Genomic DNA, 12,221 nt, shown 5'->3' with positions numbered 1-12,221 from the left:
CCCCTGCGTACGCGACGACGCCCGCCCCCGCATCGCGCGGGTGGCGGGCGTCGTCGTGCGGGGTCAGAACCGCCGGGTGGCGTCGTGCACTTCTCCGACGAGCTCCTCGATGATGTCCTCCAGGAACAGCACCGCCGTCGTGTCGCCGGCGGCGTTGCGCACCTGCGCGAGGTGACGGCTGGAGCGTCGCATGAGCGCCAGTGCGTCCTCGAGGTCGGTGGTCTCGCTGATCGGCAGCATGTGGTGGATGCGCTTCGGCTTGATCGGACGGGCGACGTTCGCCTCCGAATCGGGGCCCTCCGCCGCGCGCAGGACATCCTTCAGGTGGACGTAGCCGAGCGGCATCCCCTCCTCGTCGACGATCACGTACCGCGAGAATCCGTGACGCGCGACGGCGCGCTCGATCTCGTCGGGCGTGGTCGTCTCGGGGAGCGTCACGAGCTCCCCGAGCGGGACGGCGATGTCGCCCGCCTTCTTGTCGGTGAACTCGACCACCGCGGCGACCGCGCCGGAGGCGTCATCGAGCACGCCCTCCATTCGGGACTGATTCACGATCGTGGCGACCTCGTCGAGCGTGAAGGTCGAGGCGGCCTCGTCCTTCGGCTCGACGCGGAACAGGCGGACGATGTGGTTCGCGATCCAGTTGAGCGCGACGATCACGGGGTGGAAGACCCGCGAGACCCACACGAGCGGCGGCGCAAGCAGGAGCACCGCGCGATCAGGCACCGAGAACGCGAGGTTCTTGGGGACCATCTCACCGAACACCACGTGGAGGTACGACACGAGCAGCAGGGCGATCACGAACGCGACGACGTCGACGACCGCGTACGGCCAGCCGAGGAACTCGAGCGGCACCGCGAGCAGGTGGTGGATCGCCGGCTCCGACACGTTCAGGATCAGCAGCGAGCAGATCGTGATGCCGAGCTGACAGGTTGCGAGCATGAGCGTCGCGTGCTCCATCGCCCACAGCGCGGTCTTGGCGGCGCGGGACCCCTTCTCGGCGAGCGGCTCGATCTGCGATCGGCGCGCGGAGATGACGGCGAACTCGGCGCCGACGAAGAACGCGTTGGCGACCAGGAGGACGACCAACCAGGCGATACCGGCCCAATCGCTCATCGACGATCACCTCCTTCGACCTCGGCACCCGCCGGCACGGGGACGGGCACGAACTTCACTCGGTCGACGCGACGGCCGTCCATGCGCTGCACCGCGATCGTGCCGTCCTCGATCTGGATCTCGTCGCCGACGGCGGGGATGCGCTCGAGCGTGGCCATGATGAAGCCGCCGACGGTGTCGTAGACATCGCCTTCGGGCACACGGATGCCGGTGCGGTCAAGCACCTCGTCGGGGCGAAGGTCACCCGGGAAGATGATCGACCCGGCAGCGCGGACGACGCCGGCGCGGCTGCGGTCGTGCTCGTCGAGCACCTCGCCGACGATCTCCTCCACGAGATCCTCGAGCGTGACCACGCCGGCCGTCCCGCCGTACTCGTCGACGACGATCGCCATCTGGTACCCGCGGGAGCGCAGCTCCGACATCAGTCCGTCGAGGTGCACCGCTTCGGGCACGCGCAGCGGCTCCTCGGCGATGGCGGCAGCGGGAACGTCGGCGCGGCGCTCACGCGGCACGGACACGGCCTGCTTGAGGTGCACGATCCCGGTGATGTCGTCCATCGACTCGGCATAGACCGGGAAGCGGCTGTGGCCCGTTCGCCGAGCCAGCTGGATGACGTCTTCGACGCTGTCATCGGATGCCACGGCGTGCACGCTCGGCCGCGGAGTCATGACATCGGCCGTCGTGAGACGCGAGAACGTGAGGGTGCGATCCAGCAGCGACGCGGTGTCCTCCTCGAGGACGCCGGCGCTCGCGGATCGACGGACGAGGCTGGAGAGCTCTTCGGCGGTTCGAGCGCCCGACAGCTCCTCCTTGGGCTCGATGCCCATCGAGCGCAGAACGCCGTTCGCGCTGCCGTTGAGCAGCACGATCGCCGGCCGGAAGACGGTCGTGAAGACGGTCTGGAACCCCATGACGAGCTTCGCCGTCTGCCGCGGAACGGCGAGGGCGAAGTTCTTCGGGACGAGCTCGCCGATGATCATCGAGAACACGGTCGCGACGACCATCGCCACCACGGTCGAGATCGGTCGCGACGCCTCTTCAGGAATCCCCCACGCGGCGAGCACGGGGCTGAGGAGGTTCGAGAGCGCCGGTTCCATCGTGTAACCGGTGAGGAGCGTGGTCAGCGTGATGCCGAGCTGCGCGCTCGAGAGGTGCGTCGACGTGATCCGCAGCGCGTTGATCGTCAGCGACAGGCGGGACTCGCCGGCCGCGCGCCGCGCTTCGAGGTCGGCTCGGTCGAGGTTGACGAGCGCGAATTCACTCGCCACGAACAGACCGGTGCCGATCGTCAGGAGGAGCCCCACGCCCAACATGACGTAGTCCATCACACGTCACCCCCGTTCATCAGGGGGAAGGGTCGGTGGGGCGAAGGTCTACTGGGAGGGTCGTCCATTGTGCGGACGATTCTACGGCACGCGCGCCCGCACGCGCGCGGCATCCACCCGCATCACCGCCCCGCGCACCGGTGCCCGACCTCGCCTCTGCGCGTCGCGTCCCGGCGAGCTCCCGGTCACCAGCTGACGGGGAGGGCCTTGCCTTCCTCGTACCCGGCGGCGGACTGCAGGCCGACCGTCGCGCGTTCGTGGAATTCCGGCACCGTCGCAGCCCCCGCATAGGTGAAGGAGGAGCGGACGCCGGAAGTGATCATGTCGACGAGGTCCTCGACGCTCGGCCGGAGCGGATCGAGGTAGATCCGCGAGGACGAGATGCCCTCGGCGAACAGTTCCTTCCGCGCCCGCTCGTACGCGTCGAGCCGCCCGAATCGGCCCTGCACGGCCTTGGTGGATGCCATCCCCCAGGACTCCTTGTACACCCGCCCGTCGGGATCGACGCGGAGCTCACCCGGCGCCTCGATCGTTCCGGCGAACCAGGAGCCGATCATCACGGATGCCGCGCCGGCGGCGAGCGCGAGCGCGACGTCGCGCGGATACCGGACGCCGCCGTCAGCCCAGACGTGGGCGCCCACGGCCCGCGCGGCTTCCGCCGTTTCGAGGACCGCGGAGAACTGCGGGCGGCCGACCGCGGTCATCATGCGGGTGGTGCACATCGCGCCGGGTCCGACTCCGACCTTCAGGATGGTCGCGCCCGCGTCGACGAGATCGGCGACTCCCTCCGCCGTGACGATGTTGCCGGCCACAACGGGAAGACCGAGGCCGAGGCCTGCCACGGTCCGGAGTGCGCGGAGCATGCTCTCCTGGTGGCCGTGCGCGGTGTCCACGACGAGGACGTCAACGCCGGCCGCCGCCAGCGCCTCGGCCTTCGCGCCGACATCGCCGTTGATCCCCACGGCGGCCGCCACGATGAGCCGGCCGTCGCCGTCGATCGCGGGCTGGTACAGCGTCGCCCGAAGGGCGGTGCGCTGCGACATCGTCCCGACCAGATGGCCGTGGTGGACGACGGCGGCGAGATCGGCATCGGCCGCGACGAGGAGGTCGAACGCCGCCCGCGGAGACGGGACGTCGTCGGCGTCGATAGAGATCGCGCGGCTGCGCACGAGGTCCCCGAGCCGCGCGTCGGGGAGTGCCGTTCCCAGCCGTTCCGCGGAGACGATCCCGACGATGTCGTCGACGTGCACCTGCGGACCGCCTGCGGCGACGACGATCCCGTGACCGGATGCCGGCGGGAGGAGCGCGGCCGCGTCGGAGACGAGGGCGTCGGGAGGCAGCACGAGCGGCGAATCCCAGACCACCGGCTGCTCCTTCACCCAGCGGATCGCCCGGTCGACCTCCTGCAGCGGCATGTCCTGGGGCAGGACGGCGAGGCCGCCGCGCCGGGCGAGCGCCGCCGCGAGCCGAGGCCCGGTGACCGAGTTCATGTTCGACGCGACGAGCGGCAGCGTCGCGGTCGTGCCGTCCCTCGGCGCCAGGTCGACGTCGAGGCGGCTCGCGACCCCCGACCGCCGCGGAACGAGGAAGACGTCCGAGTAGGTGAGATCGACTGTGGGACGCTCGCCGGAGAAGTGCATGACGTCCACGCTACCCACCGGACCCGGTGGCGGGCCGATCCTCGGCGACGGCCCCGCGCCCCGCCTTCCGGGGGGATCGCGAGCGGTCGGCGGGCGCGCAACCTGGGATACCCTTGTTCTCTGTGCGCGTGGCCGCGCGGGCTCCGCACATTCTGAACGTCAACGACGAAAGCAGGCGGATCCGTGTCCAGTCAGGCGACCGGCGTGGGAACTACGAACGACGGGGAGTTCGGAGCCAACGAATGGCTCGTCGCCGAGCTGTACGAGCAGTACAGCCGCGACAAGAACTCCGTCGACAAGGAGTGGTGGCCGATCCTCGAGGCCTACACGCCTGAGGGCTCCACCCCGGCGGCATCCACCCCGGCGGCCGCGCCGAAGGCGGACACCCCTGCACCGAAGGCCGAGACGGCAGCCCCGAAGGCGGATGCCGCGGCCCCCAAGGCCGAGGCCGCCTCCGGCGCCCAGCCCGTGGCCCGCACGACCGCCCGCCCCGCCGCGCCGCAGCCGATCCCCGCCGAGGCACCGAAGTCGGCGCCCGCGTCCGAGCAGGCAGCCGGTGAAGACAAGGTCACCCCCCTGCGCGGACTCCCCAAGACCCTCGCCGCGAACATGGACGAGTCGCTGACCGTCCCCACGGCCACGAGCGTCCGCACGGTGCCCGCGAAGCTGATGATCGACAACCGCATCGTCATCAACAACCACATGTCGCGCACGCGCGGCGGCAAGGTGAGCTTCACCCACATCATCGGGTGGGCGCTGATCCAGGCGCTCAAGGCATTCCCGACCCAGAACGTGTTCTACGCCGAGGTCGACGGCAAGCCGTCGGTCGTCGCGCCCGCGCACATCAACCTCGGCATCGCGATCGACCTGCCCAAGCCCGACGGCACCCGCGCGCTCATGGTTCCGAGCATCAAGCGCGCCGAGTCCCTCACCTTCGGCGAGTACCTCGCCGCCTACGAGGACCTCGTCCGCCGCGCCCGCGGCAACAAGCTCACCGCCGCCGACTTCCAGGGGACGACCGTCTCCCTCACGAACCCCGGCGGCATCGGGACGGTCCACTCCGTCCCCCGCCTCATGAAGGGGCAGGGTTGCATCATCGGCGCCGGTGCCCTCGACTACCCGGCCGAGTTCCAGGGCGCGAGCGAGAAGACACTCGGCGAACTCGGCATCGGCAAGACCATCACGCTGACCAGCACGTACGACCACCGCGTGATCCAGGGCGCGGGCTCCGGCGAGTTCCTGAAGATCGTCCACCAGCTCCTGATCGGCCAGAACGACTTCTACGAGGACATCTTCGCGGCCCTCCGCATCCCGTACAAGCCGATCCGGTGGTCGAGCGACATCAAGGTGGACATCGCCGAGCGGGTCGACAAGACCGCCCGGGTCCAGGAGCTCATCAACTCGTTCCGCGTCCGCGGCCACATGATGGCCGACATCGACCCCCTCGAGTACGTCCAGCGCACCCACCCCGACCTCGAGATCGAGAACCACGGTCTGACCTTCTGGGACCTCGACCGCGAGTTCGTCACGAACGGCTTCGGCGGCAAGCGCACCTCGAAGCTGCGCGACATCCTCGGCATCCTCCGCGACTCGTACTGCCGCACGATCGGCATCGAGTACATGCACATCCAGGATCCCGAGCAGCGCGCCTGGTTCCAGGCGAACCTCGAGGTCAAGTACCAGAAGCCCACTCACGACGAGCAGTTGCGTGTGCTGGGCAAGCTGAACGAGGCGGAGGCCTTCGAGACGTTCCTGCAGACCAAGTACGTCGGGCAGAAGCGCTTCAGCCTCGAGGGCGGCGAGTCCCTCGTCCCCCTCCTCGACCAGATCCTGCAGGGCGCAGCCGGCATCGGACTCGACGGCGCCGCCATCGCCATGGCGCACCGTGGCCGCCTCAACGTCCTCACCAACGTCGCCGGCAAGACCTACAGCCAGATCTTCCGTGAGTTCGAGGGCTCCGTCGCCATCGGCTCCAAGAGCGGCTCCGGCGACGTCAAGTACCACCTCGGAACGCAGGGCACCTTCGTGGCCGACGGCGGCGAGGAACTCCCGGTCTACCTGGCCGCCAACCCGTCCCACCTCGAGACGGTGGACGGCGTGCTGGAGGGCATCGTCCGCGCGAAGCAGGACCGCCTGCCCATCGGCTCGTTCTCGTGGCTGCCGATCCTCGTCCACGGTGATGCGGCCTTCGCGGGCCAGGGCGTGGTGATGGAGACGCTGCAGATGTCGCGCCTGCGCGGCTACCGCACCGGCGGCACCATCCACGTGGTCGTGAACAACCAGCTCGGATTCACAACGCTCCCCCTCGACGCCCGGTCCTCGATCTACGCCACCGACGTCGCGAAGACCATCCAGGCGCCGATCTTCCACGTGAACGGCGATGACCCCGAAGCCGTTGTCCACGTCGCCGAGCTGGCCTTCCGCTACCGGCAGGAGTTCAACCGCGACGTCGTCATCGACCTCGTCTGCTACCGGCGCCGTGGTCACAACGAGGGCGACGACCCCTCGATGACCCAGCCCCTCATGACGAACCTCATCGAGGCGAAGCGCTCGGTGCGCAAGCTCTACACCGAGGCGCTCGTCGGTCGCGGCGACATCACCGAGGAGGAGTACGACAAGGCCAAGCAGGACTTCCAGAACCGTCTGGAGATCGCCTTCGCCGAGACGCACGCCGCCCAGACCGGCACCTCGCCGATCGTCTCCGAGGAGACGCCGGAGGTTCCTGTCGCCGGGGAGCCCGACACGACCGGTGTCGCCCGCGCGCTGATCGAACGCATCGGCGATGCGTTCGTGAACAAGCCCGAGGGCTTCACGGTCCACACCAAGCTCCAGCAGCTGCTCGACAAGCGTCACGAGATGAGCCGCAACGGCAAGATCGACTGGGGCTTCGGCGAACTGCTCGCCTTCGGCACGCTCCTCGCCGAGGGATCGAACGTGCGCCTGGCCGGCCAGGACGTGCGGCGCGGCACCTTCGTGCAGCGCCATTCGGTCCTCCACGACCGGACGAACGGCCAGGAATGGCTGCCGCTGTCGAACGTCAGCGAGAACCAGGGTCGCTTCTACGTGTACGACTCGCTCCTCAGCGAGTACGCGGCGATGGCCTTCGAGTACGGCTACTCCGTGGAGCGCGCCGACACCCTCACCCTGTGGGAGGCGCAGTTCGGCGACTTCGCCAACGGTGCGCAGTCGGTCATCGACGAGTTCATCTCCTCCGCCGAGCAGAAGTGGGGCCAGCAGTCCAGCGTCACGCTCCTGCTTCCCCACGGCTACGAAGGCCAGGGACCCGACCACTCCTCGGCCCGGATCGAGCGGTACCTGCAGATGTGCGCGCAGGACAACATGACGGTGGCCCGTCCCTCCACGCCGGCGTCGTACTTCCACCTGCTGCGTCGCCAGGCCTACGCCCGCCCGCGTCGCCCGCTGATCGTCTTCACGCCGAAGGCGATGCTGCGACTGCGCAGCGCGACGAGCCCTGTCGAGGACTTCCTCGAGGGCAAGTTCCAGCCGGTGATCGACGACCAGCGCGGTCTCGACCGCGGCGCCGTCACGCGCGTCCTGCTCCACTCCGGCAAGATCCACTGGGATCTCGTCGCCGAGCTCGAGAAGAACCCGAACGATCGGGTGGCCCTCGTGCGGCTGGAGCAGTACTACCCGGCCCCGGTCGACGAGCTCAACGCGATCCTCGACAGCTACCCGAACGCGGAGCTGTTCTGGGTTCAGGAGGAGCCCGAGAACCAGGGCGCGTGGCCTTTCATCGCGCTCGAGGTCGTCAAGCACCTCCACGGTCGCACCATCCGCCGCATCTCGCGCGCCGCCGCCGCATCGACGGCGACCGGGTCGCCCAAGGTGCACGCTCGCGAGCAGGCCGCGATCGTCGAGCAGTCCCTCCACTTCTGACCGGCATCCCGGTGCGCGTCGGCTTCATCGTCAATCCCGCCGCGCCCGCCGGGTCGGGGTCTGCTCTCGCGCAGCGCGTCGCCGACAGGCTTCGGAGCGCGGGGGTCGACGTTCGCACGTGTGAACCGGTTGATGCGGCGGGCACGGCGGACGCCGTCCGCGCGCTCTCCCGCGATCCGGGCGACGGGATCCTCGTCGCCGGGGGCGACGGCACGGTCGGCCTCGCACTCCGGGAGCTCCACGGGTCCGGCATCCCGCTGGGAGTCGTTCCGACCGGGACCGGCAACGATCTCGCCCGCACCCTCGGCCTCGGAGACCGAGACGCCGACGCCGCCGCGGATGCCGTGATCGGCAGCGCCTCTCGGCACATCGACCTCGCTCGGGTCACAGCACCCGACGGTCGCGTGTCGTGGTTCAGCACGGTCCTCGCAAGCGGGTTCGACTCGAAGGTCAACGACCGGGCGAACCGGATGCGCTGGCCGCGCGGGCCCCTACGCTACACGATCGCCATCCTGCGCGAGTTCCTGGTGCTGCGCGCGATCCCCTACGAACTCGAACTCGAGCTCCCAGGCGGCGACACGGTGCGCGTCGCGGAGGACCTGCTCGTGGCGGCGGTGGGCAACACGCGCTCGTACGGCGGCGGCATCCCGATCTGTCCCGATGCCGCTCCGGACGACGGTCTCCTCGACGTCACCCTGGTGCGCTCGGCCGGGCGTCTGCGGCTGCTCCGACTCCTGAGGAAGGTCTACGCCGGCACTCATGCAGGCGAACCCGAGGTGTCGACCTACCGCGTCTCCGCCGTGACCCTCCGGGCGGTCGGCGTCACCGCGTATGCGGACGGCGAGCCATTGGGTTCGCTGCCCCTCCGGGTCGATGTGGAGCCGGGCGCACTCACCGTGTTCGTCCCCCGCTGAGCGAAAGCGGGGACCCGCTCAGTGGTGGGTGGCCTGCTCCGCGCGCAGGCGGCTGAGCACCTGGTCGCGCAGTTCCTCGGGAGCGGTCTCCTTGCAGGCGCGGGCGACGACCGCGGTGAGGGTGGTGGCCACGAGCGCCTCATTCCGGCAGGCCTCGCACTTCTCGAGGTGCTCCGTGATGTCGGAGTGCTCCGTCTTGCACACTTCGTTGCGCAGGTACTCCTCCAGGTCCTTGCGCGCCTTGTCGCAACCGCAGTCGGTCATTTCGCACTCCTCGTGGCGGGCACGTCGATGCCGCGCTCTCTCGCGTAGTCGGACAACAGGTCTCGCAGCTGCCGCCTGCCTCGGTGAAGGCGGCTCATGACCGTTCCGATGGGGGTTTTCATGATGTCCGCGATCTCCTGATACGCGAACCCTTCGACGTCCGCCAGGTAGACGGCGAGTCGGAAGTCCTCGGGAAGAGCCTGCAGGGCGTCCTTGACGACGGATGCCGGCATGTGGTCGATCGCCTCGGCCTCGGCCGATCGGGCCGAAGAGGCCGTGGTCGACTCCGCGCCGCCGAGCTGCCAGTCCTCGAGCTCGTCGATCGTGCCCTGATAGGGCTCACGCTGCTTCTTGCGATACGTGTTGATGTACGTGTTCGTGAGGATGCGGTACAGCCAGGCCTTGAGGTTCGTCCCCTGCGTGAACGACGCCCACGCGGAGAACGCCTTCACGAACGTCTCCTGGACGAGGTCCGCCGCGTCCGCGGGATTGCGCGTCATACGCATCGCCGCCGCATAGAGCTGGTCCATGAAGGGCAGCGCCTGCTCCTCGAACTGGGTACGCGGGTCGTCAGCCGCCTGATCGTTCATCGCTCGCCAGTCTACGTCTGGCGAGTCGACGGACAGGGGTACGTCAATCGTCGCGAACATCCCTCTCCTTCGGCGCTCGTTCTGCGGTTCAGTAGGCTGGAACCGATGACCGCCGACTCGTATTCCCCCGCTCCGACGCCCACCCCGTGGGAGGCCCCCACGCCCGGTGCGCCCGTCGAGGCGACCGTCGCCGTGCCGGGGTCGAAGTCGATCACGAACCGCGAGCTCGTCCTCGCCGCGTTGGCCGACGGTCCGAGCCTGCTCACCGGCGCCCTGCACTCCGACGACTCCGCCCGGATGGTGACCGCGCTGCGCGCCCTGGGCGTCGTCGTCGAGACCGTTCCGGGCGACAACCCCTTCGGCCCCGACCTCGAGGTCACCCCGCCGGCGACGTTCGCGGGCGGCACCACGATCGACTGCGGGCAGGCCGGCACCGTCATGCGCTTCGTGACCCCGATCGCCGGTCTCGCTGTGGGCGATGTCCACGTGACGGCGCATTCGACCGCCCTGCACCGCCCCATGGGCGCGATGATCCAGGCGCTCCGCGAAGTGGGTGCCGACATCGACGACGCCGGAACGTGGGCACTCCCGTTCGACATCCGCGGACACGGTCACCTCCGCGGCGGCGAGGTGACGATCGACGCGAGCCAGTCGAGCCAGTTCGTCTCCGGTCTGCTCCTGGCCGCGGCGCGCTTCGACGTCGGCCTCCGCCTCATCCACGAGGGCGAGCGTCTCCCGAGCCTCCCCCACATCGAGATGACCATCGAGGCCCTCGCCCGTCGGGGGGTCCACGTCGAGCACCCCGCGCCGAACGAGTGGCTCGTACCGGCGGGGCCGATCCGCGGAAAGGACGTGGCCATCGAGCCCGACCTGTCGAACGCGGCCCCCTTCCTCGCCGCGGCGGTCCTCACGGGCGGCTCGGTGACCATCCCCGGCTGGCCGGCGCACTCGACCCAGCCCGGCGCACTGCTCGCCGACATCCTCCCCGTCATGGGCGCCCGCGCGCACCGACGCGGCGGCGCCCTGACCGTCAGCGCCGGTGAGGGGATCGTCGGGGTCGACCTCGACCTGTCGGCCGCCAGCGAGCTCACGCCGACCCTGTTCGCCCTGGCCGCATTCGCCGACAGTCCCACGACCTTCCACGGGATCGGCCACATCCGTGGCCACGAGACCGACCGCATCTCCGCCCTGGTCGGCAACCTGCGTGAGCTCGGCGGCGAAGCGGAAGAGCTCGACGACGGCATCCGTGTCATCCCCCGTCCTCTGCATGGCGGCCTCTGGCGTGCCCACCACGATCACCGCCTCGCGACCGCTGGCGCCGTCATCGGCCTGCGGGTCGCCGGCGTCGAGGTCGACGACATCGGCACGACGGCGAAGACCATGCCGGAGTTTCCGCAGCTGTGGGCGGACATGCTCGCGTGAGTTGGCTCGACGACGGCGACGATGACGACCTCGACTACGACGAGGCGGACATCCGCGTCCGCCCCAACCCGAAGGCGAACCGTCCGCGGACCAAGCGCCGGCCCGCGCACGCCGACGCGCGCAACGCCCGCGTCCTGGGCGTCGACCGCGGCCGCTACACCGTCCTCGTGGACGAGGACGGTCCCGACGAGCACCAGATCCTCGCGTCCCGTGCGCGCGAACTGCGCAAGCAGCCGATCGTCAACGGCGATGTGGCCCGGGTGGTGGGTGACACGTCGGGCGACGAGGGCACGCTCGCCCGCATCGTCGGCATCCAGGATCGGACCTCTCTGTTGCGTCGTAGCGCCGACGACACCGATCAGGTCGAGCGGATCATCGTCGCCAACGCCGACCAGATGCTCATCGTGGTCGCCGCGGCCGATCCGGAGCCCCGCCCGCGACTCGTCGACCGCTATCTGATCGCCGCGCTGGATGCCGGGATCCACCCCCTCCTCGTCGTCACGAAGACCGACCTCGCCGATCCGACCGACTTCCTCGCGCACTTCGAGGGTCTCGACGACCTGGAGGTATTCACGAGCGGGCACGAGGCGATGCCGGTAGAGCTCATCGGAGAGCGGCTCGCGGGACACGCGACCGTCTTCGTCGGTCACTCCGGCGTCGGGAAGTCCACGCTGGTGAACGCCCTCGTCCCCCACGCGCTCCGTGCCACCGGCCACGTGAACGAGGTCACCGGTCGCGGGCGCCACACCTCCAGCTCCGCGGTGTCGCTCCGTTATGAAGGACCGGCCGGGAAGGGGTGGGTCATCGACACCCCCGGCGTCCGCTCGTTCGGTCTCGGACACGTCGACCCGGCGAACATCCTCCGCGCCTACACCGACCTCGCGGAGGTCGCACAGGAGTGCCCGCGGGGATGCACCCACCTGCCCGACGCGCCCGACTGCGCGCTCGCCGAGGCCGTAGCGGAGGGCCGTCTCGGCGAACGCGGCGCCGCGCGCCTGGACTCCCTGCAGCGGCTGCTCGCGACGTTCGCCTGAGCGCTCGGCGCCGAGCGCG

The 12,221-nt window shown here is 69.8% G+C and carries 9 protein-coding genes; 4 read left to right on the top strand and 5 right to left on the bottom strand.

Features of this window, described 5'->3' with window-relative positions; genetic code table 11:
* Positions 1 to 63 precede the first annotated feature (63 nt).
* The 3 genes from BKA24_RS05520 to guaB1 all read right to left on the bottom strand — a co-directional run bounded on the left by BKA24_RS05520 (position 64) and on the right by guaB1 (position 4,081).
* Positions 64 to 1,116, bottom strand: coding sequence for a hemolysin family protein (locus BKA24_RS05520; protein ID WP_184215958.1), 1,053 nt, complete (start codon positions 1,114 to 1,116; stop codon positions 64 to 66).
* Positions 1,113 to 2,441, bottom strand: coding sequence for a hemolysin family protein (locus BKA24_RS05515; RefSeq protein WP_184215956.1), 1,329 nt, complete (start codon positions 2,439 to 2,441; stop codon positions 1,113 to 1,115). The genes BKA24_RS05520 and BKA24_RS05515 overlap by 4 nt, the downstream gene beginning before the upstream one ends.
* A gap of 185 nt (positions 2,442 to 2,626) precedes the next feature.
* The gene (gene guaB1 / locus BKA24_RS05510; protein WP_184215954.1) at positions 2,627 to 4,081 is read right to left on the bottom strand and encodes a GMP reductase; all 1,455 of its coding nucleotides are present in this window, start codon (positions 4,079 to 4,081) and stop codon (positions 2,627 to 2,629) included.
* Positions 4,082 to 4,264: 183 nt separating this feature from the next.
* Between guaB1 and BKA24_RS05505 the strand changes: the two genes are divergently transcribed.
* Together BKA24_RS05505 and BKA24_RS05500 are read left to right on the top strand one after the other, a co-directional pair.
* Positions 4,265 to 7,978, top strand: a complete 3,714-nt coding sequence (locus tag BKA24_RS05505) for a multifunctional oxoglutarate decarboxylase/oxoglutarate dehydrogenase thiamine pyrophosphate-binding subunit/dihydrolipoyllysine-residue succinyltransferase subunit (RefSeq protein WP_184215951.1) — start codon at positions 4,265 to 4,267, stop codon at positions 7,976 to 7,978.
* A gap of 11 nt (positions 7,979 to 7,989) precedes the next feature.
* Positions 7,990 to 8,892, top strand: coding sequence for a diacylglycerol kinase family protein (locus BKA24_RS05500; protein WP_184215949.1), 903 nt, complete (start codon positions 7,990 to 7,992; stop codon positions 8,890 to 8,892).
* Positions 8,893 to 8,910: 18 nt separating this feature from the next.
* Here the strand turns inward: BKA24_RS05500 and BKA24_RS05495 are convergent, their stop codons facing one another.
* Entirely contained in the window at positions 8,911 to 9,156 is a 246-nt protein-coding gene (locus BKA24_RS05495) for a zf-HC2 domain-containing protein (protein ID WP_184215947.1), read from the bottom strand.
* Complete coding sequence (locus tag BKA24_RS05490; RefSeq protein ID WP_281385736.1) at positions 9,153 to 9,806, bottom strand: sigma-70 family RNA polymerase sigma factor; 654 nt, start codon at positions 9,804 to 9,806, stop codon at positions 9,153 to 9,155. Before BKA24_RS05490 ends, BKA24_RS05495 begins: the two co-directional genes overlap by 4 nt.
* Positions 9,807 to 9,851: 45 nt before the next feature.
* Between BKA24_RS05490 and aroA the strand changes: the two genes are divergently transcribed.
* Positions 9,852 to 11,168 carry a 3-phosphoshikimate 1-carboxyvinyltransferase gene (gene aroA / locus BKA24_RS05485; protein ID WP_184215943.1) on the top strand — a complete coding sequence of 439 codons (1,317 nt, stop codon included), beginning with the start codon at positions 9,852 to 9,854 and terminating at the stop codon, positions 11,166 to 11,168.
* Positions 11,165 to 12,202: a ribosome small subunit-dependent GTPase A gene (gene rsgA, locus BKA24_RS05480; RefSeq protein ID WP_184215941.1), complete on the top strand. Its 1,038-nt coding sequence runs from the start codon at positions 11,165 to 11,167 to the stop codon at positions 12,200 to 12,202. The genes aroA and rsgA overlap by 4 nt, the downstream gene beginning before the upstream one ends.
* The last annotated feature ends 19 nt before the right edge of the window (positions 12,203 to 12,221 follow it).

This window comes from Microbacterium marinum, assembly GCF_014204835.1.
GTDB classification, from domain to species: domain Bacteria; phylum Actinomycetota; class Actinomycetes; order Actinomycetales; family Microbacteriaceae; genus Microbacterium; species Microbacterium marinum.
This window is presented reverse-complemented; position numbering and strand designations above follow the sequence as displayed.

Excerpts from the sequence above, each read along its gene's own strand:
- BKA24_RS05520 (WP_184215958.1), bottom strand. The coding sequence starts at position 1,116 with ATGAGCGATTGGGCCGGTATCGCCTGGTTGGTCGTCCTCCTGGTCGCC.
- BKA24_RS05515 (WP_184215956.1), bottom strand. The coding sequence starts at position 2,441 with ATGGACTACGTCATGTTGGGCGTGGGGCTCCTCCTGACGATCGGCACC.
- guaB1 (WP_184215954.1), bottom strand. The coding sequence starts at position 4,081 with ATGCACTTCTCCGGCGAGCGTCCCACAGTCGATCTCACCTACTCGGAC.
- BKA24_RS05495 (WP_184215947.1), bottom strand. The coding sequence starts at position 9,156 with ATGACCGACTGCGGTTGCGACAAGGCGCGCAAGGACCTGGAGGAGTAC.
- BKA24_RS05490 (WP_281385736.1), bottom strand. The coding sequence starts at position 9,806 with ATGTTCGCGACGATTGACGTACCCCTGTCCGTCGACTCGCCAGACGTA.
- aroA (WP_184215943.1), top strand. The coding sequence starts at position 9,852 with ATGACCGCCGACTCGTATTCCCCCGCTCCGACGCCCACCCCGTGGGAG.